This window comes from Acidovorax sp. LjRoot118 (assembly GCF_964253575.1).
Taxonomy (GTDB): Bacteria; Pseudomonadota; Gammaproteobacteria; order Burkholderiales; family Burkholderiaceae_C; genus Acidovorax.
In genome coordinates this window covers 2,119,533-2,145,000 of record NZ_CAXURB020000001.1, presented here as the reverse complement: position 1 = coordinate 2,145,000, position 25,468 = coordinate 2,119,533, and the positions used below count along the sequence as shown (strand labels likewise).

Below are 25,468 nucleotides of genomic sequence, written 5' to 3'. Positions count from 1 at the left end.
CATCCACGGCCAGGGCCACGTCGCCATGGCCGGTGACCAGCACCACGGGCAGGTCGGCGTACAGCGCGCGCAGGGTGCGCAGCAGGTCCATGCCGCTCATGCCCGGCATCTGGATGTCGGTGACGACCACGGCCGGCCGGTCCTGGCCGAAGGCGTCGAGCGCGCCCTGGGCATTGGCGAAGGCGCGCACCTCGATGTCGGCCAGCGACAGCGCCTGCGCGTAAGCGCGGCGCACCATGGCGTCGTCTTCGACGAGGTAGACGGTCGGCGGGTCTGCCGCGGAGGGGTTCATGGAAGGTCCTGTGTGGCGGGGTGGGCGGCCTTGCCTTGCGCGGCAACGCCCGCAGCCCGGGGCAGGCGGACGGTGAACTCGGCACCGCCCTCCGGCAGGTTGGACGCCGCCAGCGTGCCCCCCATGCCTTCGACGATGATGCGCGACACGGCCAGCCCCAGGCCCAGGCCCTCGCCCGCCTTGGTGGTGTAGAAGGGCTCGAACAGATGGGTCTGCACCTCGGGGTCCATGCCGCGGCCGGTATCGGCCACGCGCAGCAGCACGCGCCCATCGGCCTGCACCTCCACAGCAAAGCGCACCTCGCGCACGGCCTGGTGCTGCACGGCGTCGAGCCCGTTGCGCAGCAGGTTCACCAGCACCTGTTCCAGCCGCGTGGCATCGGCCAGCACGCACAGCGCCTCGTCGAAGTCAGCCACGGCGATCTGCGCATCCACCGCCTGGCAGCGCGGGGCCAGCAGCAGCAGGGCATGGTCCAGCGCCTCGCGCACGCTGCAGGGGCCGAGGGCCGGCGGCTCCTTGCGCACGAAGCTCTTGAGCTGGCGCACGATGCGGCCCATGCGCCCGGCCAACTGGCTGATGAGGCGCAGGTTCTCGGCCACCTCGTCCCCGCGCTGGCGCTGGTGCAGGGCGATGGCGTTGTCCGACAGGGTCTGCAGGGCGGCCAGGGGCTGGTTCAGTTCATGGCTCATGCCGGCGGCCATCTGACCCAGCACGGCGAGCTTGCCGGCCTGCACCGCCGTATCGCGGGTGCCGCGCACGATCTGCTCGGCCTGCTGCAGGTCGCGCACGCGGTCTTCCAGCGCGGCATTGGCGGCGGTGATCTCGCGCGTGCGCTGGGCGATCTGCACCTCCAGCATGCCGTGCGCCTCGCGCAGGCGCAGGGCACTGGCGGCTCGCTCGGCTCGGCCCAGCCGGTCGAGCCGGCGCAGCAGCGCCAGGCCCAGCACCAGCGTGGCGCACAGGCCGCCGGCCAGGCCGGCGACCAGGGCCTCCTGCCGGGCCGGGCGCTGGTCGACCAGCAGCAACATCTGCCAGCCCAGCGGGCCCACGCTGCGCGCCGCCACGCTGAAGTCGCGCTGCTGGCCCGCCTGCTGCAGGCGCAGGGTGTCACCATCGGCAGGGCGGAATCCATCAGCCTGCAAGGGCGTCAGCGGATGGTTGCCGTACTGCTGCACGCCCTGCAGGCGGCTGCGCACCTCGGCCGGCAGCGGGGCCAGCGTGCGGTAGCGCCAGGCGGGCTCGGTGCTGACGAAGACCACGCCCTCCCCGTCCGCCAACAGCACGGTGTCGCCGCCATCGGCGAGTGCCGCCTCGAAGGCGTCGAGCGAGATTTTGACCGCCACCACGCCGGGCGCTGGCGCCTCGGGCGGCAGGGCGGACGCCATGAAGTAACCCGCCTTGCCCGTGGTCACACCCACACCGAAGAAGCGCCCGGTGCGGCCCTGCATGGCGGCCTCGAAATAGGGGCGAAAGCGGTAGTTCTGGCCGACGAAGCTGCTCGGCAGGTTCCAGTTGCTGGCCGCGAGCGTCAGGCCCTCGGTGTTCATCACATAGGCCGTGTCCACGTCGGCCAGCGCCACGGCCGATGCCAGGTAGGCGTTGGCGGCCTGCAGGTTCTGCGCATCGGGGCGCTGCAGGGCCAGGTTGGTGCGGCTGTTGAGCGCCAACAGCGCGGGCAGCGCCTCGTTGCGCTGCAGCAGCGACTCCAGGCTTTGGGCCGCAAAGGCCAACCGCTGGCTGGCGGCGCGCTGCTGCCAGGCCAGTTGCGCACCGAGCGACCACCGGTAGGCCAGCGCGCCCACGAACACGCAGGCCAGCAGCGCCAGGCCGGAAGTCAACAGCGAACGGGTGGGTTTCAAACGGAGCGGCAACAGAAGGTCAACGGCACTGCCATTGCGCGGCAGCCTTGCCCGCATTGTGCGGCGCTCCCCACCCTCTGCAGGCAAGGCGATACCCGGTTGACAAGGGGCGCTGTCTGGAAATCCGCACAAACCGGGGGTTTTCGTGTGGAAATCCGCCGCTTTTTACGGACCAGCGCATGGATTTCCATGCCGGCCCCCCGTGGGCCAAACCCAATGGCGGCGCGGCCTGGCGGCCCGCCAGGTGCCACACGGCAGCGCCTGGCACACAAGCTGCAAAAAGCCCAGGGCGGGCATTGCGGCCAACGCAGCCCTGCCTTTTCGCACCACAACCCGTCCGGAGACAACACATGACATCGACACAACCTTCCTCCAAGCTCTGCAGCGCCGTGGCCATTGCCGCCGGCCTGCTCGTCGGCGCAGCCCCCGCGCTGGCACAGGACTACCCGAACAAGCCCGTGCGGCTGATCGTGCCTTTTGCCCCCGGCGGCACCACCGACATCGTGGCCCGCGTGGTCAGCCAGTCGCTGGGCACGGCCCTGGGCCAGCCCGTGGTGGTGGACAACAAGGCCGGTGCCGGTGGCGTGGTGGGCGCGACGGAAATCGCGCGCTCCCCTGCCGATGGCTACACCCTGGGCGTGGCGACTGTGTCCACCGTGGCATCGGCCCCGGCCATCAACCCGGCGGCCAAGTACAACCCGCTCACGGACTTCACCTCCATCGTCAACATGGCGGCCACACCCAATGTGCTGGCCGTGCACCCGAGCTTTGCGGGCAAGGACTTCAAGGGCTTCATGGCCGAGGTGAAGGCCCACCCCGGCAAGTATTCATTCGCCAGCTCGGGCACGGGCGGCATTGGCCACCTGCAGATGGAACTGTTCAAGTCACTGACCGGCCTGGACCTGGAGCACATCGGCTACAAGGGCGCAGGCCCGGCGCTGAACGACGCGGTATCGGGCCAGGTGCCGATGATCTTCGACAACCTGCCCTCCGCCCTGCCCTTCATCAAGGACAAGCGCCTGATCGCCATTGCCGTGGCAGCCCCGCAGCGCCTGGCCTCGCTGCCCGATGTGCCGACGTTCAAGGAAGTGGGCTTCGAGCCCGTGAACCGCATGGCCTTCTACGGCATCCACGGCCCCAAGGGCCTGCCACCGGCCGTGGTGGAGCGCATCTCGCAAGCCGTGCGCAAGACACTGGAAGACCCCGCCGTGAAAAAGCGCATCGAGGAGACGGGCTCGCTGGTGGTGGGCAACACCCCGCAGGAATTTGCAGCGCAGGCCAAGGCCGAGTTCGAGCTGTACAAGGGCGTGGTCGCCAAGCAGAAGCTGAAGCTGGAGTGATCGGACGGCCGGCAGGGTAGCCCATGGCCCTGCCTGTTCGCCAGCCGTTTGGGGGTGAACCCACCCACGCCGTCCAGGCGCAGGGTGGGTCTGTCATCTCAGTGGGGCGCGGTCGCCGGCACCCAGGCCACCAACGGCGCCAGCAGGCGCGGCTTCCAGGCCAGGGTGAAGGCAATGGTGAGCGCCGAGCCGGCCAGCACCATGAACCAGACCAGCGAGGCCATGGAGCCATGGTCCACCGACAGGCACACCGCCAGCGAGGCGGCCACCACCGCAGCCCCCAGCCAGCGCAGCAGCACCACGGAGCCACGCGCAGGCGGCACCGGGCCTCGCACTTGCTCCCAATGCACGTCCATCGACAGGGCCAGCCAGGCCAGACCGGTCAGGTTGGCCACGAGGGCCACGGCATAGAGCAGCGAGTCAGGCATTGGCCACCTCTGGCGAGCGAGCCGCCTTGGCCTGTACGGATGCGCCCAGCGCGCGGCGCCTGAGCCTACGGGCCGCGACCACGGCCAGTGCTGCGGCGGCCAGCAGCGCCAGGTCCACCCCGGCCACGGGCCAGTAGCCGTTGCCGATGGTGCGCAGCAGGTGGTCGCCCGTGGTCACCCAGTTGAGCAGCACGGCCGCCACCGCCAGTGCGGCTGCGGCCCAGCATTGCTCGGCCCAGGCCGGCGACATGCGCCCCTCGCCCATGGGTGCGGTGCGCCAGATGGCGTGCGCGCAGGCCAGCACCCAGGCACCCCAGAAGAGGTACTGCTCCATAGTGCCGCGCGCCGGCAGGTCGGTGGGCAGCAGGCGGTTGCCGATCAGCATGGAGAAAGTGGCGATGAGCATGCCGGTCACGGTGGTCACCGCGAAGGCGTCCACCCAGCGCGCGCCGCTCACGGCCTGTTTCGCGTGCTGGCGCTTGCGCTTTTCCACAAAGAAGAGGAAGCCCGTGGCAATGCACACGCAGCCCGACAGGCCGCCCAGCACATACAGCCAGCGCAGCAGCCAATGGCGAAAGTGCTGCAGGTGCAGGCCGGTGAGGAAGTTGTTGATGCCGGCCACCACCGTCACAGGAGGGTCTTCGCGGATCAACTCGCCGGTCGATCCCTTGAAATGGATGCCCTCGCCCGTGAGCGTCACCCGGTCGGTGCCGGCGCGGTAGACGCTGACATAGGCATTGGCATCGCCCACATGCTGCACAGAGAGAAAGCCCACGTCGCCGGCCATGCCCTTGGCGGCCCAGCGGCGCTGGGCCTCGGCCACCATGGCGTCCACCGATGCCAGCGTGGCCGGCACGCCGGCCTTCTCGTGCGGCAGGCCGGTTTCCTTTGCCTCGTGCTTTTCGTGCAGTTCGTGCAGGGGCTCGAGCTGGGTGTGCGTGACCGGGAAGTAGATACCCCCGAAGATCACCAACCCCGACAGCGCGAAGATGAAGTGAAACGGCAACGCCACCACACCCGTGAGGTTGTGCAGATCGAGCGCGCTGCGCTGGGTGTGCTTTTTCGGGCGGAAGGTGAACAGCTCGCGGAAGATCTTGCGGTGCATGACCACACCGCTGACCAGCGCCACCATCATCACAAGGGCGGCAAAGCCCACGATCCAGTAGCCCAGATTCTTCCACTCCAGGTGCAGGCTGTAGTGCAGCGGGTAGAAGAACTGGCTGCCGATCTTGAGGTGGTCATCGGACAGCGCCGCGCCCGTGCGCGGGTCGATGGTGCGCGTGCCGAAGACGCTGTCGTCCTTGTTCTTGGCATGGGGCAGCTCATGGCCCGAGAACAGGCCCAGCACTGGGTCGCGGTGGGTGGTGTAGGCGCCCCAGCGCTGCACCGGGAAGGTCTCGGCCATGGGGCCGTTGACGCGGCTGCGCGCCTGCTCGATGGCCTCGGGCGTGGGCTTCATGTCCTTGAAGACCGGCAGCAGGATCCTGTCGAACGAGGGCATGGGCTGCGGCTCGAAACGCGACTGGGGAATCGCCCAGCGGTCGATCTCGCGGTCGAACACCGAGAGCGAGCCGAAGAAGAACACCACCATGAGCACGAAGCCCAGCACCAGGCCGAACCAGGTGTGCAGCCAGGCCATGGTCAGCCGGAAATTTGGGAACATCGAACAATCTCCTGGTGCGCGATCCCTCTCTTCGGGGCCGCACCGCAAAAAAGGATCAGAGCAGGGCCTTCTGGACCAGGGACCCAGCCCCTGCCATCAGGGCGCCACCACCGGCCAGCACCAGCCAGACACGCACCAGGCTGGCAGCGCAAAAGGCCCAGAGAAAAGCCACCAGCAGCACCATGAATCCCAGGATGTAGCCCAGTGCCTCGGCATCGTGGAACGGCATCCCCGCCGCGAACAGCAGGCCGATGCCGAGGGCAATGAAGCCCCAGGTGAACGCATAGCTGCCCACCGTGCCTGCGGCAATGCGCGAGACGATGTGCAGGCGGGAAGCGGTGATGGTGGCCATTGGCTCAAGGGAATTGATAATGCGATTGATTCGCGATTATGCAATATTCCTGCGGGTAACCCCTGGGGCCGTGGGGAGTAGCACGCACCGACACCAGACCCATTCAGGATCGGCGTTGGCAACAAAAGGGACGCGCAGGAGACACCATCGTGCAGATTGCAAAATGCCGTTCTTCGACCCGCTGTTCAAGCGTTTTCAGCTATCAATAAAAGAGCAATCGATAAACAACTTGTCACATATGTCTTTGCACCGCTGCACAATGGCCGCAAAGTGCTCCTTTGCACGCATTGACCCCAATGGCAGCCCTGCCCATGCAAAGCATTTCTTCCCTGAACGTTGTCGATCTCTTGCTCGACGCGGTGTGTATCGTCGATGCGGATAGCCGCATCGTTTTCGTGAGCCCGGCGTTCGAGCGCATCTTTGGCTACCGCCCCGAGGAAGCCGTGGGCCTGCGCATGCTGGACCTGGTGCACCCCGAAGACCGGGGCACCACTGCGGACCAGGCCCGGTCCATCATGCAAGGGCAACTGCAGCTGCACTTCGAGAACCGCTACGTGCGCAAGGATGGCCGCATCGCACACATCCGCTGGACGGCGCGCTGGATCGAGGAGCGGCAGGTGCGCCTGGCCGTGGCCCACGACATCACCGAGCGCAAGAACATCGAGGTGATGCACGCGGCCATCTATGCCATCTCGGAGGCAGCCCACACCGCCAAGGACCTGATCGCGCTCTTCGAACACATCCACCAGGTCATCGGGCAGCTGCTGGCGGCCGTGAACTTCTCGGTGGTGCTGTACGACGCAGGCCAGAACGTGCTGAGCTATCCCTACCACGTCAACGAGCGCCACCCCGCCCCCGGCACCCTGGCGCTGGCGGACGATGCCCTGTGTGCCGAGGTCATCCGCAGCGGACAGTCGCTGCTGCTCACGCCCGGCACCCGCGCCGCCCTGCCAGCCCACCTGCTACCGGCCGACAATGACAGCGCGCCCCTGTACTGGCTGGGCGCACCGCTGCACACGCACAACGGCGCCATCGGTGCCCTGGTGCTGCAGGGCTATACCGAGCACGCAGCCTACACCGAGAAGGACAAGGAGCTGCTGCAGTTCGTCTCCACCCAGGTCGCGGCGGCCATCGAACGCAAGCAGATGCACGAACGCCTGGCGCACATGGCGCAGTACGACCAGCTCACGCACCTGCCCAACCGCCAGCTGTTTCTGGACCGGCTCAAGACCGCCCTGGCCCGCGCACGGCGCGACCAGAGCCTGCTGTCGCTGATGTTCATCGACCTGGACCGTTTCAAGGAAGTGAACGACACCCTGGGCCACGCCATGGGTGACCTGCTGCTGCAGCGCGTGGCCCAGCGCCTGCTCGAATGCGTGCGCGGCTCGGACACCGTGGCGCGCATCGGCGGCGACGAGTTCGTGGTGCTGCTTGAAGGCGGCCATGCGCGCGAGCATGCCCATGCCATGGCCGAGAAGATCCTGGCCGCCTTCGGCCCCCCTTTCGACCTGGAAGGCCGCCCTGTGCACACGCAGCCCAGCATCGGCGTGGCCATCTACCCCGACCATGGCCGCGAGGAGCACCACCTGCTGGTGCATGCAGACGAAGCCATGTATGTCTCCAAGAAGAACGGTGGCAACCAGGTGCATACGGCCCCGCCTCCGCAGTCGCCCCCTCTCCCAGCCGTAGCCGTAGCCAGGCAGCAAGCCTGAGGCCAGAATGGGGGCTATGCAGCCCCAGCTCCGACCACCTGCCCATGAGGGCGCGCCCCAGCCGCCTCGCCACGGGCTGCTATTGCGTGGGCTGATCACCCTGGCCTGGGTGCTGCCCGCAGGGCCGGTGCTCACGCTGCTGCTGTTTCCCTGGTGGTCGTGGGTGGAGGCGGCGACCGGCTGGGAATCCCTGGGCCACTCGGGCCCCGCAGGCTGGTGCTATGCGGCGGTGTGGTGCACGCTGCTGGCCCTGGCCCTGCTGGGGCCCAGGGTGGCCCGCCGGTTCCGGCGCGACTGACGCATTTAACTGCCCCATGAACACCTCTGCAGCATCAAGCACAGACGACGCACCAATCGAGGTGCTGGAATACGACCCCGCCTGGCCAGTCCTGTTCGACGCCGAGCGCCGCCTGCTCCAAGAGGCGCTGGTGCCCTGGCTGGCCGGGCCGGTGGAACACATTGGCAGCACCGCCGTGCCCGGTCTGCCTGCCAAGCCCATCATCGACATCATGGCGCCCGTGCACTCGCTGGCAGGGTCGACCGCAGCGATCGCCGCGGCCAGCGCGCTCAACTACCTGTACTACCCCTACAAGCCGGAGCAGCTGCACTGGTTCTGCAAGCCCTGCCCCGCGCACCGCACCCACCACCTGCACTTGGTGCCGCTGGGCAGCACCCTGTGGCAGCAGCGCCTGGCGTTTCGCGATGCGCTGCGAGTCAGCACCGATCTGGCCGCACGCTATGCCGCGCTCAAGCGCCGCCTGGCGGTGGCGTACCGGCATGACCGCGAGGGCTACACCGAGGCCAAGGGGCCGTTCATCGCACAGGTACTGGCGAAGGTGTAATCCCCTTGGCATGCACGGCCTCCGGGCAGGCCGGCGCCCGTGCCCGCACAATCGGGCCACTACAACCATTACCAGGGCCCCACGCCCTGCCCGCCCGCCATGCTCTACGCCGCGCTCAAGTTCGTCCACGTCCTGTCCCTCATCGTCTGGATCGGCGGCATGGTCTTCGCCCACTTCTTCCTGCGCCCGGCCACGCTGTCGTTGGAGCCACCGCAGCGCGTGAAGCTGATGCACGACGTGCTGCAGCGCTTCTTCTCCGCCGTGTCGGTGGCCGTGGTGCTGGTGCTGGGTTCGGGCCTGTGGATGATCGGCAACGTCGCACGCATGGCGGCGCAGACGGGCGGGCGCTTTGCCATGCCGCTGTCGTGGACCATCATGGCCACCATCGGACTGGTGATGATGGCGGTCTATGGCCACATCCGCTTTGCGCTGTTCAAGCGGCTCAAGATCGCCGTGGCGGCTGCGGACTGGCCAGCGGGCGGCAAGGCGCTGGCGTCCATCCGCACCCTGGTGGGCGTGAACCTGGCCCTGGGCGTGGCAACCGTGGCAGTCGTGTTCCTGCTCTGATGCGGATCTGCCCCTCAGGGCGTCAGCAGGTGCAGCGAGTGCGCCGCCTGCAGCACCAGCAGCGCTGACAGCAAGGCGGGCGGCATCACCACCAGCCCGAGCCTGAGGAACTGCCAGGCCCCCACGTGCAGGCCCTCGCGCCGCAGCGCGGCCAGCCACAGGATGGTGGCCAGCGAGCCCGTGACCGAGAGATTCGGCCCCAGGTCGATGCCGATCAGTGCGGCCGCGCGCACGGTGCTTGATGCGGATGCGGCGTCGAGCGAGGCCCCGGCCAGCAAGCCCGCAGGCAGGTTGTTGACCAGGTTGGTCGCCACCCCCATCAGGGCGCCGAGCAGCGTGCCCGCGCCCTGCGGCCAGGCTGTGGCGGCGTTGCGCAGTGCGCCCGCCATGAGGCCCACCACGCCCGTCAACTCCAGCGCCTGTACGAAGATGAACAGCCCCGCCACCAGGGGCAGCACATCCCACGAGACGGAGCGCAGCGCCTGCCAGGGCGCGCGCCCGCATACAAAGGCCAGCAGCGCCAGCGTGCCCAGGGCAGCACCCAGCGTGGGCCAGCCCAGTGGGATGCGCAGCCAGGCGCAGGCCACCAGCACCACCACCGAGACCGCCAAGCCCCCTGCAGCCACCCGACCGCCCAGGCCCAGGGGGTGCTCGGGCACGGTGGTGGCAATGTTTTCGGGGATGCTGCTGCGCAGCACCCAGCGCAGCGCCGCATAGGTCACACCGATGGACGCCAGCGAAGGCAGCGCGAACAGCGCCAGCCAGTGCGCCAGCGAGGGCATGCCGCTGCCCCAGACCACCAGGTTGGCCGGGTTGGAGATGGGCAGCACGAAGCTCGCCGCATTGGCGATGAAGGCACAGATGAACAGGTAGGGCAAGGGCGAGGCGCCTACCGCCCGCGCAACGGCAAAAACGGCCGGGGTCAGCACCACGGCGGTGGCGTCGTTGGACAGGAACACCGTGACCAGCGTGCCCACCGCATACACCCACACGAAGAGGCGCCGGCCCGAGCCCCTGGCCTGGCGCGCCGCCAGGGTGGCCAGCCAGTCGAACACGCCCTCGCGCCGGGCGAGTTCGGACAGCAGCATCATGCCGGCCAGGAACAGGTAGACGTCGTGCCCGCGCAGCACGCCCGCCCAGGCCTGCGCAGGGGTGAGCAGGCCAAAGGCCAGCAGCAGCGCTGCGCCGGCCACGGCCCATACCGCCTCGGGCAGGCGCCAGGGCCGCACGATGACTGCCGCGGTGGCCACGCCGATGATGGCCCAGGTCCAGGGCGCGAGCGCCGTCATGCGGCCAGGCCCCCCAGGGGCTCGGGAAGATCGATAGACGCAAAGTACGCGGGACGGGTGTGCATGGGGGCGGATTCTATGCAGTGCCCGCCCATCGCGCCTCGCCCCAATGCCCCTGCCGGTGCGCCGGGTCACAAGGGCACTTACCATGTGGTCAAAAGAACGTGCCTGCGGCACGCGCCAAGGAGCCCTCCCATTGTTCGGATTTTTTGAGAAACGCGTAGCCCCCTACCCTGTCGAGGAACCCCACCTGCCACCCAAGGACTTCATGGCCTTCGTGTGGGACGGCACGCGCGGCCTGCGCGGCCACGTGGTGGCCATGGCGGCCCTGTCGGCAGCGATTGCGGTCTACGAAGCGCTGCTGTTCGCCGTGCTCGGCCATGTGGTGGACTGGCTCTCCAGCGTATCGCCCGCGGCCCTGTGGGCCGAGCGCCGCACGGAGCTGATCGGCATCACCGTGCTGCTGCTCGGTTCGGTGGCCCTGGTGGCGCTGCAGACCAGTGTGAAGCACCAGGTGCTGGCCATCAACTTCCCGCTGCGCCTGCGCTGGAATTTTCACCGGCTGATGCTGGGCCAGAGCATGGCCTTCTATGCCGACGAGTTCGCGGGCCGCATCACCACCAAGATCATGCAGACCGCGCTGGCGGTGCGCGACATGATCTTCACCACCACCGACGTGGTGATCGGCATGGGTGTGTACCTGGTGACCATCCTGGCGCTGCTGGCGGGGTTCGACGTGCGCCTGCTGGCGCCCTTCGTACTCTGGATGGTGGCCTACGGCCTGGCCTGCTGGTACTTCGTGCCGCGCCTGGGCAAGGTGGGCAAGGCGCAGGCCGATGCGCGCTCGGCCATGACGGGGCGCATCACCGACGCCTACACCAACATCGCCACGGTGAAGCTGTTCTCGCACACGCGGCGCGAATCGGAGTTCGCGCGCGCCGCGATGGACGCTTTCAAGCTCACCGGCTATGCCCAGATGCGCCTGGTGAGCCAGTTCGAGATCGTCAACCACATCCTGGTGGTGGGCATGATCCTGGGCGCCTGCGGCACGGCCCTGTGGCTGTGGTCGCTGGGCCAGGTGGGCGCCGGCGCCGTGGCCGCCGTGACGGCGATGACCTTGCGCGTATCGGGCCACGCCCACTGGGTGATGTGGGAGATGACCACGCTGTTCGAGAGCGTGGGCACCATCCAGGACGGCATCAACACCCTGACGCGCCCGCGTGCCGTGGTGGACGCGCCCGATGCCAAGCCGCTGCAGGTGACGCAGGGCGAAGTGAAGTTCGAGGATGCGACCTTTGCCTATGGCAACAATGGCCGCCCAGTGATCGACCAACTGAACCTGACCATCCGCCCCGGCGAGAAGATCGGGCTGATCGGCCGCTCCGGCGCCGGCAAGTCCACCTTGGTGAACCTGCTGCTGCGTTTTCACGACGTGCGCTCGGGCCGGGTGCTGATCGACGGGCAGGACATCGCCCACGTGACGCAGGACAGCCTGCGCCGCTCCATCGGCATGGTCACGCAGGACACCTCACTGCTGCACCGCTCCATGCGCGACAACATCCTCTACGGCCGCCCCGATGCGAACGAGGAGGACCTGCAGGCCGCTGCCCAGCGCGCCGAGGCCTCTGAATTCATCGCCACGCTGAGCGACCTGCAGGGCCGCACCGGCTACGAGGCGCATGTGGGTGAACGCGGCGTGAAGCTCTCGGGCGGGCAGCGCCAGCGCGTGGCGATTGCGCGCGTGATGCTCAAGGACGCGCCCATCCTGCTGCTCGACGAGGCCACCAGCGCGCTGGACTCTGAGGTGGAGGCGGCGATCCAGCAGAGCCTGGACGGGCTGATGCAGGGCAAGACCGTGATCGCCATTGCCCACCGCCTGTCCACCATCGCGGCCATGGACCGGCTGATCGTGCTGGATGCCGGGCGCATCATCGAAGAGGGCACGCATGCGCAACTGCTGGCGCAGGGCGGCGTGTATGCGCGGCTGTGGGGCCACCAGAGCGGTGGCTTCCTCGGCGAGACCGACGATGAAGAATCCAGCGCACTGATGCCTGGGTGACAGGCGCGGGCATGCGTGTCGCGCAGGCGGCTGCTCACAGCCAAGGTGCCCCCTAACGTGCACGGCACGGCGGCCACTCCGGCAGCCCATTCTTTGTGGAGATCCCTGCATGATCAAGATTGCGGCCCTGTACCGCTGGCACGAAGGCGCCCGCTTCGACCAAGACTACTACCACGGCGAACACATGCGCATTGCGCGCGAGGCGCTCGGCCCGCTGGGCCTGGTGCGGCTGGAAAGCGACCGCGTGATGTACCCCGGCCCGCCACGCCCTGGCCAAGTGGTGGCGCTGACCAATGCCTTCTTCGAGACGGTGGAGCAGGCCCAGGCGGCGGCACAGAAGACCGCACCGGTGCTCACGGCCGATGTGCCCAACTACACCAACATCAAGCCCGAGTCGTACATGGCGCTGATGAAGGCGCACCCCTTGGGCGCCTGAGCCTACATGCCGCGCCGTTCCTTGGCGCGGTAGACCTCGATGGTGCCCACCGCCGCAGCCTGGTTGCCCCAGCTGTTGCGCACGAAGGTGGCGACAGCGGCCACGTCCTCATCCGTCAGCACATGGCGAAACGGCGGCATGCCGTGCGGGCGCGGGTTGCCGGCCGTGGCCGGCAAGTAGCCGCCCTGCAGCACCACGCGCACCAGGTTGGTGGTGTCGGCCAGCACCACGGCGCGGTTGCCGGCCAGCGCGGGGAAGGCGCCGGGCCCGCCCTGCCCCTGGCCCTGGTCGCCATGGCACTGGGCGCACTGCTGCTCGTAGACCTTGGCGCCGCGCGCCATGGCCGATGCGCCGGGTGGCGCAGCGGGTGGTGGCGACACGGTGTGCTGCGGCAGGTCCTGCAGATACACCGCCATGGCGCGCGCATCGGCATCGGTCAGGTACTGGGTGCTGCGGAACACCACCTCGGCCATGGGGCCCATCACCGAGCCGTGGGGTGCCACGCCGGTCTTGAGCAGGGCCACCACGTCCTGTACCGGCCACTCCTTCACGCCGGCTTCGGCTGCGGCATTGAGCGCGGGGGCATACCAGTTCTGCACCGGGATCAGTCCGCCGTTGAAGGCCATGGCGTCGCTGGTAGCGCCCAAGGCGTTGCGCGGCGTGTGGCAGGCCGTGCAGTGGCCCAGGCCATTGACCAGGTAGGCGCCGCGGTTGTACTCGGCCGTCTGCATGGGGGCGACCACTGCCGTGCCCGGTGCGAAGAACAACGCCCGCCAGACGGCCAGCGCCGCCTTCGTGCTGTACGGAAAGCCCAGCGCATGCGGCCGGTTGGCCTGGTCCACGGCGGGCCTGCTCTGCAGGTAGGCGTAGATGGCGTCCGAATCCTCGCGCGTGACCTGGGTGTAGTTGGGGTACGGGAACGCCGGGTACAGCAGCCGCCCATCGCGCGAGCGGCCATGGTGCATGGCGCGCCAGAACTCGGCAGACGACCACTGGCCGATGCCGCTGGCCTTGTCGGGCGTGAGGTTGGAGCTGTGCACCACGCCAAAGGGTGTCTCGATACCGCGCCCGCCCGCGAACGCCGCCCCGCCCTGCATGGTGTGGCAGGCCATGCAGTTGCCCACGCGCGCCAGGTATTCGCCGCGCGCCACCTGTTCGGGGGTAGAGGCAAAGGCTTCGGGGGTGGATGGCAACGGTTCTTCGCCGCGCAGGTTCAGGGTGATCACGGTGGCTGCGGCAATGCCCAGCGCAGCCAGGGTGAAGGAGATGGAACGGAGGATGGTGCGTGTTCTCATGGCATCCCCCTCAGCGTGCGGCCACGGGCACGCCGTCCACCCCGCCGCAGCGCGCAGGCATGGGCTGGCCCAGGCGGGCCGCTGGCTTGCCACCGCCGGGCACGGGCTGGGCGGCCAGCCAGGCAGATACGGCGCTCACGTCCTCGGACGTGAGCTGGCGCGCGATATCGGCCATGCAGTCGGGCGCATGGGCGCGGCGCTGGCCGGTCTTCCAGGCGCCGAGCTGGCTGTTGAGGTAGTCGCGCGGCAGGCCCAGCAGGCCGGGGATGAAGGGGTTCACCCCCGTCATGGCCTGGCCGTGGCACTGCACGCAGGCCGGAATGCCGCGCGCCGCATCGCCTTGCAGCACCAGCAGGCGGCCTTTTTCCAGCACAGCGGGTGGTGCCTGGGGTGCGGGCGGTGGGGCATAGGGCACGTCGAGCGCAGCGAAGTGGGCTGCCATCTCGCGCAGGTAGTCATCGGTCAGGTGCTCGATCAGGCTGGTCATCTGCGGGTAGCTGCGCCGCCCCTCGCGGAAGTTGAGAAGCTGGTTGGCTAGGTAACCGGCCGGCTTGCCCGCGATGCGCGGGAAGTAGCCCTCTGGCGTGGCGCGGCCCTCCTTGCCATGGCAGGTGACGCAGGCCAGTACGCGCGACGCCATGCCGCTGGACACGGTGGTGGCCGCCACAGGCGCGGGCGGGGTGGCAGGTTGCGCAGCCGCCAGGCCGCAGCCCAGGGTGGCAGCCATCCACAGCGGGACAACGGGGCGCAGCACACTGCGCAAACGATCAATCATGGGGCGAAGTTTGTTTTGAAGGTACACGGTAGGCCAGTACACGCAAGCGACTCTACGCCCCCTTTAAAAAACAGTACAGATTCAGTTTCTGGTTAAAAATACAGATCAGTTTGTACTAGAACAATACTTCCCTTGAAACGCTACGAACGCCACGCCGATGCCATCGCCCAGCTCATCCACAGCGGTGCGCTGCGCCCGGGCGACCGCGTGCCTTCGGTGCGCGAGGCCAGCCGCACCCGGGGCATCAGCCCCTCCACGGTGTTCGAGGCCTACTACCTGCTGGAGGCGCAAGGCCTGATCCATGCGCGCCCGCGCTCGGGCTACTACGTCAGCACGCACCTGCCTGCCACCGCCGGACAGCAGCCCCCGGCCGAGCCCCTGCCCTCGCAGCCAGCGGCCGGGTCCACTGGCGTAGCCATCAGCGATCTGGTGTTCGAGGTGCTGGGCTCGGCACGCGACCGCGACCTGGTGCCGTTGGGCTCGGCCTTTCCGGGGCTGGAGCTGTTCCCCTTCGAGCGGCTGGCGCGCTGCCTTTCGGGCGGCATGCGCAAGCTTGACCCCTGGAGCATCGTGCAGAGCCTGCCGCCCGGCGACGAGCGCCTGCGCCAGCAGATCGCGCTGCGCTATGGCCTGCACGGCACGGCGGTGGACATGGGCGAGATCATCATCACCAACGGCGCCATGGAGGCGCTCAACCTGTGCCTGGAGGCCGTGACCCGGCCGGGCGACATCGTGGTGGTCGAGTCGCCCACCTTCTACGCCGCACTGCAGGCGCTGGAGCGGCTGAACCTGAAAGCCGTGGAGGTGGCGACCCACCCGCGCGAGGGCATCGACCTGGCTGCGCTGGCCGAGGCCCTGGCGCGCCACCCGGTCAAGGCCTGCTGGCTGATGCCGAGCTTTCAGAACCCGCTGGGCAGCCTGATGCCCGAAGAGAAGAAGCGCGCCCTGGTGGCCCTGCTCGCCCGCCACCAGGTGCCGCTGATCGAAGACGACGTGTATGGCGAGCTGCACTTTGCCCCCGAGCGCCCGCCCCCGGCCAAGGCCTTCGACACCGAGGGGCTGGTGATGCACTGCAGCTCGTTCAGCAAGTGCCTGGCCCCCGGCTACCGCGTGGGCTGGGTGGCGGCGGGCCGCTTTGCCACCGCCGTGCAGCGCCTCAAACTCATGACCACGCTGGCAGCGGCCGTGCCATCGCAGCAGGCGCTGTCCGAGTACTTGGCCCAGGGCGGCTACGACCGGCACCTGCGCCAGCTGCGGCGCAGCCTGGCCCGCCAGCAGGAGCGCGCGCTGGCCTGCATCGGGCGGCATTTTCCGGCCGGCACGCGGGTGTCACGGCCTGAGGGTGGCTACTTTTTGTGGGTGGAGCTGCCAGCGTCGGTCAACGCCCTTACCCTGCACCGCCAGGCCCTGGCCCTGGGCATCAGCCTGGCGCCGGGGCAGATCTTCTCAGCCGACCAGCGCTTTGCCCACTGCGTGCGCATCAACTACGGCCACCCGGCGCAGGAGCGCTTTGAGGAGGCACTGGCCACCGTGGGGCGGCTGGCGCGGGAGTTGGCGCTGGGCTGAAACCGGTGCCCGGCACGCGGGGGAGCGCAACATCCTGGTGCAATACCACGCCCTCGCCTCCCATCCTGGGGAAACCTGCCGGGCCAGTCCTTGCATTTTGCTGACAAATCACGGCACAGCGTTGGATACACCCAACTTCGGGTTCGCCCCTCTTCCGGCATGGCTATTGCACGGCATACTGACCGCCGCCCGGCTTGCTGGCCCCACCAGGGCCGGCCGAGCAATCAACACCGCCCACCATGCCACCACCCCAGCGTGTCCCGATCCTGACCGTGGAAGACGAAGACGACTGGGTCGTCTCGTTTGCGTTCGGCCCCCAGGGGGCAGACCGCCTGACGCTCAAGCGCACACCCCGGCTGGAGTTCATGCTGCGCCCCGAACAGCGCGGCGTGTTCGTGGGCGCAGGCATGGGCACCCGCCCTGCCCCGCTGGTCGCCGTGCAATGGGGCAGCAAGAGTGTGGACGTGGTTTCCACCGAGCGCCGCTACAGCCTCGACATCAGCAAGGTGGACGGCAACCTGCTGGCCGCTGCGCTGCAGGTGCTTGGGAAGATGAACTTTGACCAGAGGTTTCAGCTGGCGGGGGTGTGAGACAACTCTCCAGGCTGGTCAGCGCGTCATCTTGAAAAATGCATTTACCACGGCCACCTGGGATTCATCCAACGTAGTGACGGTTGTGGTCCCAAAGGCCATACGGTCGTCGATGGGCCAGATCTCACCGGGGTTGTTGGCAACCACATTGGCGGCAAAAGTGCTTTCACGAAAACTGCCGAACCGCGCATCGCTGCGGCCATCGATCTGCTGGTCTAGCGCACCAGCCAGTGAATAGGTGACGTTCCGGATCACCATCACATTGCGTGGCAGCGCCACATATGTGCCGACCGCAGCGGCCGGCTCCGACCATTGCACGCTCTGGAAGCACACCTGCACCTCCTGCGGGTTGCCATTGCTGTCTAGGTAGACATAGCGGTCCTGCTGGCCCTCGGTACGCCCGGTGGGTATGCGGACGCCTGCCGCCAGGAAGGCGTTCATCATGGCGGCCCCGCACAATGATTGCTGGGCAGGCACCAAGGCACCGTTGACTTGCCCCGTAGGTGTCAGCGCGTTGTCGCCGGGCGGGCGCCCCACGCCGTTGAAATACGCCTCGTAGGCCAGTTGCCAGCCCTGGATGAAGTCCGTGGACAGGCGTTGGTTGGCCGCAGAGCGCTGCAGATCGCGCCCCACGGCCACGGCGCCGATCAACAGGCCTATGACGACCAGAACGACGCTCAGCTCCAAAAGCGAGAAACCACGCTGGCGGCGCACACGGGTGCGGCAACTGGATGCAGTGTGAAGTGAGGTCATGGTAGGTGACTCGGTAAGCGTGAAATCAATGGCCAATCGCATCGGCTGTCAGTGTGTTGTTGTTGATCGAGATCGACAGGTCCGTCATGGCCGTCGTCCGTTCGGCAAAGTCTTTGTGCACTTCCTTGGCCTCGGCCAATGACGCAATCGCGTCAACCTGAGCGAATGCCGCCAGTCCCACGCTGATCCCCGCTGCCACAATGCCCCCGGCAGCCAATCCGATCTGGACCGACCGGACACCGGCGCTGTAGGTGGTGTCGCCAACGGCGGACACCATTTCCTTGGCGGCATCGAGCACGCCTGCGGCAGCACCTGCAATGCCTGCGGCAGCGGCTGCGACGTCGGCTTCTGCCAGCTTGACGGAGATGAACAACTGGTCACGGTAGTCGTACAACGAGCGTTCAATCACAAAAGCACCCATGGCCGCGTTGAAGTGGGCGTGGGAGATTGCGGACAACGCGGCACCGCAATGCAATTCGGCAAACAACTCCGCGTGGCTGGCAGCCATCACGATGTCGTCGTAGGTGTTGGTGACGCGCGTTGCGGGTGCCTCAAAGGTAGGCGCAGCACTGGTGGCGGTGGCATTCGCTCCATCGAACGATTGCCCATCGCCGTTGGCGTCCAACATGCCAGGCGCTGCGATCACGAACGCCACCGAACGCCTCACGCCACCCAGCGTGGTGGCGAGGCCTCCGGCAGGCGCAGGGATGACGACACTCCCCAGGTTCAGCGCAAGGCAGGCGTCGACCAGCGTGGTCGACTTGCCTGCCAGCGGGCACGGCGGACCGTTGGCGGCATCGCACAAGGGATTGAAGATGGGAGCCGCAGGCGGCGCGGATTGGGTCGCGGGCTGGGTCGCCCCCAGCAGGACCGCCGTGGACTGGGGAATGGGCGGCGCGGTGGCGTTGGGACCATCCGCATTTTGAGGCCGGGGCTTTGGCGTGCGAATGCGCAACGGGTTCATTCGGTCACGGGCAACAGCCAGGTCCTGGTCCAGTTGCGCGGTTGCCGCATTGGGCCGGCGGTAGACGCCATAACGCAACGCCTTCGCCTCCAGGCTGGGAATCCCCAGCGCTCGCCACGGCAGGAAACCCACCTGGCGCAACCCCGCGCCGTCGGAGCAGGCCTCCACGCCATTGGCGTCCGCCGCAGGGCAAGGCAGGCGGTAATTGGCATGCAGAAAGCCCACAAGGGCATCGCGCGCCTGCTGCTGCGCCGTTATCTGCACCGACGTGACGCGCTGGCGCTCAGCCAGCTGCCAAAGGATCACCGCAGCGGGCAGGATGATCCCCAGGGCCAGAAGCACCACCGACAGTTCGACGAGAGTAAAGCCCCTCACTTTGCGCTTCATGGATTGAGCCCTTTCTCGTCCAGATTGATGGCATCGGTGAGGGCATTCGTGAACGACTCGTAGACCTGGATGGCGTAGGTGTCCGCGGCGAGGCGCTTTTGCCGCGAGACCTCCAGCGCTGCCTTCGCTTCGTCAAGCGCTTGGGCCGCAAGCACGGTTTCAGCAATCGATGCGCCCAGGTTCACGGCGGCAATCGCAACGGTAAAGGCGGTCACCCCCTCGGTGTTCGCGGCAGACGCAATGCTCAGCACCCCCCCGGCCGTCGCAAGTGCCAAGCCCATCGCGGCAACCGCCACACCCGTCTCTGCGCTTTGGACGGCAGACTCTGATGCTGTGATGTCGAACAATCGCAGGGACCAATACTCCTGCATCACCCGTGCAGTGTCGTAAGCGGCATAGGCCCCCTGCGCCGCCGCCTGCATTTCGCTCAGACGGGCCGCGCATCCAATGCGTGCGCTCAGGTCTGATGGACCGACCGCCAGGCTCAGATCGTCGAAATCGTGGGTCTGGGGGCGGCCTGGAAAATCGAATTTCCACGCAGGATTGGCGCCTGCGGCATTGTTGCCATCAAAACGGTTGTTCTCACCGGGGTGCACGAGGACGTAAGCCACGGGAATGGAATCCGTTGCATTCCCCGCAGACAGCGCACCTGTCGCCGTGGGGTTGGCAGCGTACTGGCGCAGCACGGCGCACCAGTCCAGGCCGTTGAACACGGCGCGGCGGGTATTTTTTGCCCTGCCGATGGCACTGGTCGCATTCGCCAAGGCGGAGGTCGCACCTGCGCTCGGTGTAAGCCCCGTCTGGTGCGCGGGCACAGCAAGGCCGGTGAACTCGATATACAAGTCCGGGGAAGCCAGTTTTGGGGCGGTCGCGGTATTGAGCGCCAGGTCCATGGACCCACCGCGGTTGACGCCGTAGTGGATCTGGTTGAATTGGCTGCCCAGGCCCAGGGTGCGCCACGGCAGGAACACCGCGTCGGCATCGCCGCAGGCCTGGACCCCCTGGGCATCTGAAGCAGGGCACGGCATGGTGCTGTTGGCAAGCACGAAACCTTCCACGGCCGACTGGGCTTCCGCCAGCTGGGCCAGCATGGCGGGCCGCTGCAGAGGCTCACGCGTGGAAACGACCCAGCGCCACACCAGCACGCCAAGAATACCGATGACGGCCATCGCCACGGCCAGTTCCACCAAGGACAGGCCGCGCTCCCGGTGCAGAAGAAAGCGCTTCATCGGATGCCTCCCTTCTGGTCGGCGCGCAGGAGGATTTCCATGGCCCGTTCGATCGGCATGGGCGTAACGGCCCCATTGTTGGTGATGTTGCAAGGTGGCGGGTTGTCCTGCTGGGTCTTGAGCTGCTGATAGATGGCTTGGGCATCCGTTTCCCGCTTCTGGGCCACTGTCAGCTCGCTTTGCAGAATCGCGAGTTCCTTGCGCAGCCTGATGGGCAAAAGGAATTTCGCGTTCGGGTCAGGGCTGGTCCTGGATCCACCAAACAGATCCACGACACCAGCCAGCACATTGGAGGAAGTGTTGACAGGCCCCAAGGGGCACAGTCCATTGCTCAAAGAGCAACCCGGCTGGATTTCAGTGGCTCCGTTGAAGCGCCGGTAGGGTCCGGCGTCAACCAAAGCGTTGTAGGCTGTTTGGAAAGCCGTGGCCGCAGGCCCCAGGTTGGCCTGCGCGGCGGCCAGATCGCTCTGGGCGGTCGCAAGGTTGGTCTGGGCGTTGTTGCGCTCAGTCACGGCCTTGTCGTACTCTGCCTGCAGCGCCACGGGGTCATTGAGCAGCGTGCGCTGCGAGGTCTTCTCCAGCATGGTCTTTTGCAGCGCCGCCTTGGCAACGGGATCGGTCGCAACAGCAATCTGCGCATTCAGCGAGGCGATGTCCGTATTGAGCTGGGCAAGCAATGCTGTTCTGTTGGTGATCATGTTCCCGTAGGACGTGACTTCACCGCTCCAGGAGGTCACCGCAGCCTGGTAGTCCGCGATCCGGTAGTCCGCGCTGGTTTTGGCCGCCGTGTAGTCGTTCCAGGTGGTGGCAGCCGTCTGCAGGGTCGCCACCCTATCATCGATGTTCGTGGAAGTGGCGCCCGCTCTCACATACGCGATCAACAGGTTGATGGCATTGGTCCTGTTGGTGTCAGCGTTGTTCACGTCATTGGTTTTGCTCGTGACCGCAGCCTGTTTTGCTTGCCTGGCTGCGATGGCATTGTCCCACTCGGTCTTGGCCGCATTGACCGAAGAGCTGAGGTCGATGGTGGGGCACACCGCGCTCAGATCGGCACTGCCATCGGCCAAGGCCAGCGCGTTTCCGGCCATCACAGCGGCCACAACGTTTGCGGCGATGGAAGCAATGTTGAGGTATATGACCCCTCCCGACAATGCGGTCGCAGTCGCGTGGATGCCGATGGCGGCACAGGCGTTGACGGCCAAGCCCAGCGAGGCAGCACAAGTCACCGTGTCGACAACGGTATTGGCGGCATCCGAGATGGTTTCCAGAACCAATGCACCGGTTTCGACGGCGGTGATGGCGGCGCCCAGCGCGGCAAATGCCACGGCCTCCTTGGCAGAGGCGATATTGTCCGTACGCATGCCATGCACCTGCTCAATCACATCCACCCCCAGGGCCATGGTGTTGATGGAGTCGATCAACGGGTGGCAATGGAATGCGGACAGGAGGCTGGCATGTGAACGCTCTAGCACGATGTCGTTGTAGAGCGCCAGCACCGGCCGGCGGCCCGGGTCTTCGACCATGCTGTCGCTCCCGGTGTTGGCTCCATCAAACAGGTTGCCGTCGCCATTGGCGTCCCCATTGCCCGGATGCACGAGCGCATAGGCCACGGTTCTGACAGGTGTCGAGTTCACCTCCGCCATGCCGGCAGCTGGGGCGATGGCCCGCCCTGCGTCCAGCCGCTGGCAGAAGTCCGGCAGCGTAAGGACGTTGGCCGTGTAGGTGCCGCCCGTGGCAGTGGTCTCGCGCATGGTGGCGAAGGTGCGACCGGTTTCGTCATACTCCAGCGGCCTCCAGGAGTCGTCCAGCACCGTCAGGCTGTTCGTGCCCGTCCCACGCTGCACGAGGTAGCGCAACTGGCCCACATCCACACCGGCATCGACACCCGCCAGGGCCATGGTGACCGTTGGCAACCATCCACTTTGGTTGCCGGCGCCACAGTCCGCCACACCATCGCGGTCGATGTCAGGGCAAGGCAGGCTTCCGGCCACCGTGACGTATGCAATGAGGGCCCGGTCTGCTTGCGAAAGGGCCTGGCGTTCCTGGCGGGCGGTGTTCACGGCCGAGCGTTCGCGCCACTGCAGGTAGCCAATGGTTGCAAGGCCTGCCATCACGGAGATCAGCAGCAGCACCTGCACGAGGCCGAACCCGCGTGAGCGGCCGGGCGCTGTGCGTGCGCGGTGGGCATTGGAATGGTTTGTCAGCATGGGAGATATCTAGGCAAACGCCGTTACGGCAGACTTTTGCGCAGCCAGCCGGCGAGTTGGGCCGGGGACTCGGCCACGACCACATCGTCGGAACCGAAGCGCAGGGGCGCCGAGGGGCTTGCAGCACAAGTGCTGACAGGCACATGGGGGGCATCGAATCGGCTCCCATCGTTGTCCTTGTCATCCAGCGGAACGATCACCCAGTAGGCCGCAACCATGACCAGGTTGCCAGCGCAGTCAATGGCGCCAGCGGGCCCGCCATCTCCGGTGAGGTAGGTTCTGGCCGTTGCCGCCGTTTTCCTGGATGCCGTGTTCAATGCCGCAATCAGGTCCGTGGTATCACGGTAGTTGGGACTGGCACTGGCATTGGGGTTGGAAGGATCAGGCACAGGGTCCCCGGTCCGCTCCTTCACCAAGGCAAGGTCTGCATCAGCGGTATCCACGACATTGGGGTCACGGAACACCGAATAGCGCGCACGCAACAGCGGCACCGGAAGCTCCAGCCCCACGCTCACATAGGGGAACCAGCCGACCTGCGTACCTGTGGTGCAGACCCCTGCGGTCAGTGCCTCGTAGCCGGTGCCCGCAACGCTGCTGTCAGGGCATGGAAGCCGCCCATGGCGCAGCGCAAAAGCGCGGACGATGGATTGCAGCTGTTGTGCTTCGGCCCGGCCCCGTTCGATCTGCTGCTGCGCTGTCACGGTTTCGTACCCGCTGAACGCAGCCCAAGACATCAGCCCCGCCACCACCAACGCCACGGCAAGCTCCACCATGGTGAAGCCCGCCTGCGCAGCACGTTGCGCGGGGAGGTTGCTGCGGAGTGCGGCACAGGTCATTGCGCCTTCCCTGCGGGCGTGGCCCGGCGCGCATAGGTCTGCACATTGGCGGCCGCAACGCTCATGGCTTCGCTGACGCGGGGCAATTCTTCAAGAATGACGCGACGCCGGGCCACGTCTTTGGGGTCCAGGCTGTTGGAGATGGTCTTCAGTTCGCGGTTGAGCGACTGGACCTTGGCACTGCCTTCCAGCATCACCCGCAATGCCTGAAAATAGCGCGGATCCAGCTCACCCTGCGACAGGGACTCCAGTTCGTTGAGCGCTGCAATCACTTCGGTGGGCGAGGCGTCAGGCCCCTGTGCCGTCAGCGTCGCAAAGCGAGCGCGCACCTCAGTCAGGCGCCTGCGGCGCTCCTGCGAATTCATGCCCGAGGCCGGTGCCACAACCGCACTTGCAGCCTGCCCCGGCGCTTGGGAAGCGGGCGCGCCAGCCATCGCCAGATCCCGGCCTTGTTCCTTCACACCAGGAACGGTTGCTGCGGGCGATACCGCCGCGCCTGCCGCACCAACAGCTACCGGCTCGGGCGCGCCCGAGCTCCCAGTCCACACGCCTACGGCGAATACCAGCGCCAGCACGAGCAGGCCAGCGGCACCGCCGATCAAAACACCCTTGCGCATCATTGCTCCGTCCCAATTTTCACACCCACGCCAGCAAGGCGGCATGAAGCAAGCGATTCACACGCCCGCAGCAGAATGCAAAACGCCGTGTCAGAGGCGAAAAGGCTTTCAGCCTTCATTGCCCGCCTCCCAGCGTATGCCCGACCGACTGCCGCACCAGGTCGTACACCGGCAGCAGCAGCGCCACGATGAGGAACAGGAACAGACCGCCGGCGATCAGGATGATCACCGGCTTCAGGATTTCGGCCAGCGACTGGACTACTACTTCCAGGCGCTTGCGGTAGTCTCCGGCCAGGTGGGCCAGTTGCTGGTCCAGGCTGCCGGACTCCTCGCCCACCGAGATCATGCGCACCGCCATGGCCGGGAAGCCGCCCACACGGCGCATGGAGGAAGACACCGATTCACCACGCGACACCGATTCGGCCACCTGGATCAGGCGGGTACGGTAGTAGCGGTTCTTGGTGGCGCGACCCAGGATGCGCAGGCTGGACACCAGGTCTACCCCTGCACGCACCAGGATGGACAGGTGCTCCGTCATGTGTGCCATGCCTGAGGAGACGAGCAGCGTGCGCGAAATCGGCAGGCGGTGCAGCAGGTTGTAGGTGGCCAGCTGAAAGCTTTCCGAGCGCTTGAACAGCACGGTACCCGTGATGGCGACCACGGCAACGACGAGCAGCACCCAGGGCAGATGGGTCGAGAGCATGTTCGCGAACGAGACCAGGCCTTCGGTGATGGGCGGCAGCTTGGCCTGCATCTGCTTGAACAGCCGGGCCATGTTGGGCACCACGTAGTAGATCCAGAAGATCGCCACGCCGATGATGGTGGCGAACACGAAGGCCGGGTAGATCAGCGCGGTCTTGATGTCGCGCTTGATGTTGATCATGCGCTCCACGTGCTCTGCCGCCTCGCCCAGCATGCGGTCGAGCGTACCCGTCTGGTCGCCGATGGAGACCAGGTTGCGCACGGTTTCGGGGAACACATCAGGGTGGCGGTTGAAAGCCTCCGTCATGCCCACACCGGCGTTCAGGTCGTCAAGCATGTTGCGGGCCACGTAGGCCATGGCGCGGTTCTCGCTGGTGTCGCTTTCATCCACCAGGGTCTGCAGCGCGTCCAGTGCAGGCACGCCGGCGCGCATCATGAGGCCCATGTCGCGCAGGAAACCCGCCAGGTCTTCGCCGCGCACCTGGCGGCGAAACACGTGCATGAGGATCTCGGAGAAGAAGGCCAGCCAGGCCGGAAAGCGGAACAGGCTGAGCACCGTGCCATCGGTGTCCGATTCGATGCGCATGCGCACCGACACCTCGCGCTTGACCGCCAGGCGCAGCAGGCCCGAGCGCACGCCGCCATGCGGCAGCAGCACCCGGTAGTAGTAGGTATTGAGGGATGAGGCCATGGATGGTGTCCGCCGAA

24 protein-coding genes (1 of these 24 running past the window's edge) are annotated in these 25,468 nt (G+C 67.0%); 9 read left to right on the top strand and 15 right to left on the bottom strand.

The window, feature by feature from the left end; genetic code table 11:
- Window positions 1-292, bottom strand: partial view of a sigma-54-dependent transcriptional regulator gene (locus tag ACSQ9E_RS09995; protein ID WP_436217631.1) — the beginning only. Its footprint begins 1,067 nt before the window's first position; 292 of the gene's 1,359 nt are visible here — the first part of the coding sequence; the start codon lies at window positions 290-292; the stop codon falls past the left edge of the window.
- Complete coding sequence (locus ACSQ9E_RS09990) at window positions 289-2,151, bottom strand: sensor histidine kinase (protein WP_436217630.1); 1,863 nt, start codon at window positions 2,149-2,151, stop codon at window positions 289-291. Before ACSQ9E_RS09990 ends, ACSQ9E_RS09995 begins: the two co-directional genes overlap by 4 nt.
- Before the next feature lie 350 nt (window positions 2,152-2,501).
- On the opposite strand from ACSQ9E_RS09990, the gene ACSQ9E_RS09985 reads away from it, so the two are divergent.
- Window positions 2,502-3,491 carry a tripartite tricarboxylate transporter substrate binding protein BugE gene (locus ACSQ9E_RS09985; RefSeq protein WP_436217629.1) on the top strand — a complete coding sequence of 330 codons (990 nt, stop codon included), beginning with the start codon at window positions 2,502-2,504 and terminating at the stop codon, window positions 3,489-3,491.
- Window positions 3,492-3,589: 98 nt separating this feature from the next.
- Here ACSQ9E_RS09985 and ACSQ9E_RS09980 read toward each other — a convergent pair whose 3' ends face one another.
- Genes ACSQ9E_RS09980 through ACSQ9E_RS09970 form a run of 3 tightly spaced genes read right to left on the bottom strand, consistent with a single transcriptional unit; the run spans window position 3,590 to window position 5,934 of the window.
- On the bottom strand, window positions 3,590-3,919 hold the full coding sequence (locus ACSQ9E_RS09980) for a DUF3325 domain-containing protein (protein WP_057206754.1): 330 nt from the start codon (window positions 3,917-3,919) through the stop codon (window positions 3,590-3,592).
- Window positions 3,912-5,582 (bottom strand): PepSY-associated TM helix domain-containing protein, encoded by a 1,671-nt coding sequence (locus tag ACSQ9E_RS09975; protein ID WP_436217628.1) that lies wholly within the window; start codon window positions 5,580-5,582, stop codon window positions 3,912-3,914. The genes ACSQ9E_RS09980 and ACSQ9E_RS09975 overlap by 8 nt, the downstream gene beginning before the upstream one ends.
- A gap of 55 nt (window positions 5,583-5,637) precedes the next feature.
- The gene (locus ACSQ9E_RS09970) at window positions 5,638-5,934 is read right to left on the bottom strand and encodes an iron uptake protein (protein WP_305746428.1); all 297 of its coding nucleotides are present in this window, start codon (window positions 5,932-5,934) and stop codon (window positions 5,638-5,640) included.
- A gap of 311 nt (window positions 5,935-6,245) precedes the next feature.
- Between ACSQ9E_RS09970 and ACSQ9E_RS09965 the strand changes: the two genes are divergently transcribed.
- From ACSQ9E_RS09965 to ACSQ9E_RS09950, 4 genes are all read left to right on the top strand, one after another.
- Window positions 6,246-7,646, top strand: coding sequence for a diguanylate cyclase domain-containing protein (locus ACSQ9E_RS09965; protein WP_436217627.1), 1,401 nt, complete (start codon window positions 6,246-6,248; stop codon window positions 7,644-7,646).
- Window positions 7,647-7,662: 16 nt separating this feature from the next.
- A complete protein-coding gene (locus ACSQ9E_RS09960) occupies window positions 7,663-7,944 on the top strand; it encodes a hypothetical protein (protein WP_436217626.1) in 282 nt (93 codons plus the stop codon).
- A 16-nt stretch (window positions 7,945-7,960) separates the two neighbouring features.
- The gene (locus ACSQ9E_RS09955) at window positions 7,961-8,488 is read left to right on the top strand and encodes a GrpB family protein (protein ID WP_436217625.1); all 528 of its coding nucleotides are present in this window, start codon (window positions 7,961-7,963) and stop codon (window positions 8,486-8,488) included.
- 99 nt (window positions 8,489-8,587) lie between these two features.
- Window positions 8,588-9,055 carry a CopD family protein gene (locus tag ACSQ9E_RS09950; RefSeq protein WP_436220207.1) on the top strand — a complete coding sequence of 156 codons (468 nt, stop codon included), beginning with the start codon at window positions 8,588-8,590 and terminating at the stop codon, window positions 9,053-9,055.
- Window positions 9,056-9,069: 14 nt separating this feature from the next.
- On the opposite strand, the gene ACSQ9E_RS09945 is transcribed toward ACSQ9E_RS09950, so the two are convergent.
- Window positions 9,070-10,344, bottom strand: coding sequence for an arsenic transporter (locus tag ACSQ9E_RS09945; RefSeq protein WP_436217624.1), 1,275 nt, complete (start codon window positions 10,342-10,344; stop codon window positions 9,070-9,072).
- Window positions 10,345-10,540: 196 nt separating this feature from the next.
- On the opposite strand from ACSQ9E_RS09945, the gene ACSQ9E_RS09940 reads away from it, so the two are divergent.
- Together ACSQ9E_RS09940 and ACSQ9E_RS09935 are read left to right on the top strand one after the other, a co-directional pair.
- Window positions 10,541-12,403: an ABC transporter ATP-binding protein gene (locus ACSQ9E_RS09940; protein WP_057268913.1), complete on the top strand. Its 1,863-nt coding sequence runs from the start codon at window positions 10,541-10,543 to the stop codon at window positions 12,401-12,403.
- Between the two features lie 109 nt (window positions 12,404-12,512).
- Window positions 12,513-12,839: an EthD family reductase gene (locus ACSQ9E_RS09935; protein WP_436217623.1), complete on the top strand. Its 327-nt coding sequence runs from the start codon at window positions 12,513-12,515 to the stop codon at window positions 12,837-12,839.
- A 2-nt stretch (window positions 12,840-12,841) separates the two neighbouring features.
- Here ACSQ9E_RS09935 and ACSQ9E_RS09930 read toward each other — a convergent pair whose 3' ends face one another.
- Together ACSQ9E_RS09930 and ACSQ9E_RS09925 are read right to left on the bottom strand one after the other, a co-directional pair.
- Window positions 12,842-14,134: a c-type cytochrome gene (locus ACSQ9E_RS09930; protein ID WP_436217622.1), complete on the bottom strand. Its 1,293-nt coding sequence runs from the start codon at window positions 14,132-14,134 to the stop codon at window positions 12,842-12,844.
- A 10-nt stretch (window positions 14,135-14,144) separates the two neighbouring features.
- The gene (locus tag ACSQ9E_RS09925; protein ID WP_057206771.1) at window positions 14,145-14,909 is read right to left on the bottom strand and encodes a c-type cytochrome; all 765 of its coding nucleotides are present in this window, start codon (window positions 14,907-14,909) and stop codon (window positions 14,145-14,147) included.
- A gap of 132 nt (window positions 14,910-15,041) precedes the next feature.
- On the opposite strand from ACSQ9E_RS09925, the gene ACSQ9E_RS09920 reads away from it, so the two are divergent.
- Both ACSQ9E_RS09920 and ACSQ9E_RS09915 read left to right on the top strand, forming a co-directional pair.
- The gene (locus ACSQ9E_RS09920) at window positions 15,042-16,475 is read left to right on the top strand and encodes a PLP-dependent aminotransferase family protein (RefSeq protein ID WP_436217621.1); all 1,434 of its coding nucleotides are present in this window, start codon (window positions 15,042-15,044) and stop codon (window positions 16,473-16,475) included.
- Window positions 16,476-16,714: 239 nt separating this feature from the next.
- Window positions 16,715-17,065, top strand: a complete 351-nt coding sequence (locus ACSQ9E_RS09915) for a hypothetical protein (RefSeq protein WP_057206775.1) — start codon at window positions 16,715-16,717, stop codon at window positions 17,063-17,065.
- Window positions 17,066-17,083: 18 nt separating this feature from the next.
- Here the strand turns inward: ACSQ9E_RS09915 and ACSQ9E_RS09910 are convergent, their stop codons facing one another.
- The 7 genes from ACSQ9E_RS09910 to ACSQ9E_RS09880 form a co-directional block, all read right to left on the bottom strand.
- On the bottom strand, window positions 17,084-17,860 hold the full coding sequence (locus ACSQ9E_RS09910) for a prepilin-type N-terminal cleavage/methylation domain-containing protein (protein WP_436217620.1): 777 nt from the start codon (window positions 17,858-17,860) through the stop codon (window positions 17,084-17,086).
- Entirely contained in the window at window positions 17,844-19,169 is a 1,326-nt protein-coding gene (locus ACSQ9E_RS09905) for a type II secretion system protein (RefSeq protein ID WP_436217619.1), read from the bottom strand. The genes ACSQ9E_RS09910 and ACSQ9E_RS09905 overlap by 17 nt, the downstream gene beginning before the upstream one ends.
- Window positions 19,166-20,398, bottom strand: coding sequence for a type II secretion system protein (locus ACSQ9E_RS09900; RefSeq protein ID WP_436217618.1), 1,233 nt, complete (start codon window positions 20,396-20,398; stop codon window positions 19,166-19,168). Before ACSQ9E_RS09900 ends, ACSQ9E_RS09905 begins: the two co-directional genes overlap by 4 nt.
- Window positions 20,395-22,605 (bottom strand): hypothetical protein, encoded by a 2,211-nt coding sequence (locus ACSQ9E_RS09895; RefSeq protein WP_436217617.1) that lies wholly within the window; start codon window positions 22,603-22,605, stop codon window positions 20,395-20,397. The genes ACSQ9E_RS09900 and ACSQ9E_RS09895 overlap by 4 nt, the downstream gene beginning before the upstream one ends.
- A 23-nt stretch (window positions 22,606-22,628) precedes the next feature.
- Complete coding sequence (locus tag ACSQ9E_RS09890) at window positions 22,629-23,441, bottom strand: prepilin-type N-terminal cleavage/methylation domain-containing protein (RefSeq protein ID WP_057206784.1); 813 nt, start codon at window positions 23,439-23,441, stop codon at window positions 22,629-22,631.
- Window positions 23,438-24,058: a hypothetical protein gene (locus ACSQ9E_RS09885; protein ID WP_436217616.1), complete on the bottom strand. Its 621-nt coding sequence runs from the start codon at window positions 24,056-24,058 to the stop codon at window positions 23,438-23,440. Before ACSQ9E_RS09885 ends, ACSQ9E_RS09890 begins: the two co-directional genes overlap by 4 nt.
- A 115-nt stretch (window positions 24,059-24,173) precedes the next feature.
- Window positions 24,174-25,451, bottom strand: coding sequence for a type II secretion system F family protein (locus tag ACSQ9E_RS09880; RefSeq protein WP_057268904.1), 1,278 nt, complete (start codon window positions 25,449-25,451; stop codon window positions 24,174-24,176).
- Between the last annotated feature and the right edge of the window lie 17 nt (window positions 25,452-25,468).

Excerpts from the sequence above, each read along its gene's own strand:
- ACSQ9E_RS09930 (WP_436217622.1), bottom strand. The coding sequence starts at position 14,134 with ATGAGAACACGCACCATCCTCCGTTCCATCTCCTTCACCCTGGCTGCG.
- ACSQ9E_RS09965 (WP_436217627.1), top strand. The coding sequence starts at position 6,246 with ATGCAAAGCATTTCTTCCCTGAACGTTGTCGATCTCTTGCTCGACGCG.
- ACSQ9E_RS09935 (WP_436217623.1), top strand. The coding sequence starts at position 12,513 with ATGATCAAGATTGCGGCCCTGTACCGCTGGCACGAAGGCGCCCGCTTC.
- ACSQ9E_RS09910 (WP_436217620.1), bottom strand. The coding sequence starts at position 17,860 with ATGCGATTGGCCATTGATTTCACGCTTACCGAGTCACCTACCATGACC.
- ACSQ9E_RS09960 (WP_436217626.1), top strand. The coding sequence starts at position 7,663 with ATGCAGCCCCAGCTCCGACCACCTGCCCATGAGGGCGCGCCCCAGCCG.
- ACSQ9E_RS09970 (WP_305746428.1), bottom strand. The coding sequence starts at position 5,934 with ATGGCCACCATCACCGCTTCCCGCCTGCACATCGTCTCGCGCATTGCC.
- ACSQ9E_RS09925 (WP_057206771.1), bottom strand. The coding sequence starts at position 14,909 with ATGATTGATCGTTTGCGCAGTGTGCTGCGCCCCGTTGTCCCGCTGTGG.
- ACSQ9E_RS09885 (WP_436217616.1), bottom strand. The coding sequence starts at position 24,058 with ATGCGCAAGGGTGTTTTGATCGGCGGTGCCGCTGGCCTGCTCGTGCTG.
- ACSQ9E_RS09895 (WP_436217617.1), bottom strand. The coding sequence starts at position 22,605 with ATGCTGACAAACCATTCCAATGCCCACCGCGCACGCACAGCGCCCGGC.
- ACSQ9E_RS09985 (WP_436217629.1), top strand. The coding sequence starts at position 2,502 with ATGACATCGACACAACCTTCCTCCAAGCTCTGCAGCGCCGTGGCCATT.
- ACSQ9E_RS09975 (WP_436217628.1), bottom strand. The coding sequence starts at position 5,582 with ATGTTCCCAAATTTCCGGCTGACCATGGCCTGGCTGCACACCTGGTTC.
- ACSQ9E_RS09890 (WP_057206784.1), bottom strand. The coding sequence starts at position 23,441 with ATGACCTGTGCCGCACTCCGCAGCAACCTCCCCGCGCAACGTGCTGCG.
- ACSQ9E_RS09915 (WP_057206775.1), top strand. The coding sequence starts at position 16,715 with ATGCCACCACCCCAGCGTGTCCCGATCCTGACCGTGGAAGACGAAGAC.
- ACSQ9E_RS09945 (WP_436217624.1), bottom strand. The coding sequence starts at position 10,344 with ATGACGGCGCTCGCGCCCTGGACCTGGGCCATCATCGGCGTGGCCACC.
- ACSQ9E_RS09980 (WP_057206754.1), bottom strand. The coding sequence starts at position 3,919 with ATGCCTGACTCGCTGCTCTATGCCGTGGCCCTCGTGGCCAACCTGACC.
- ACSQ9E_RS09950 (WP_436220207.1), top strand. The coding sequence starts at position 8,588 with ATGCTCTACGCCGCGCTCAAGTTCGTCCACGTCCTGTCCCTCATCGTC.
- ACSQ9E_RS09955 (WP_436217625.1), top strand. The coding sequence starts at position 7,961 with ATGAACACCTCTGCAGCATCAAGCACAGACGACGCACCAATCGAGGTG.
- ACSQ9E_RS09880 (WP_057268904.1), bottom strand. The coding sequence starts at position 25,451 with ATGGCCTCATCCCTCAATACCTACTACTACCGGGTGCTGCTGCCGCAT.
- ACSQ9E_RS09905 (WP_436217619.1), bottom strand. The coding sequence starts at position 19,169 with ATGAAGCGCAAAGTGAGGGGCTTTACTCTCGTCGAACTGTCGGTGGTG.
- ACSQ9E_RS09900 (WP_436217618.1), bottom strand. The coding sequence starts at position 20,398 with ATGAAGCGCTTTCTTCTGCACCGGGAGCGCGGCCTGTCCTTGGTGGAA.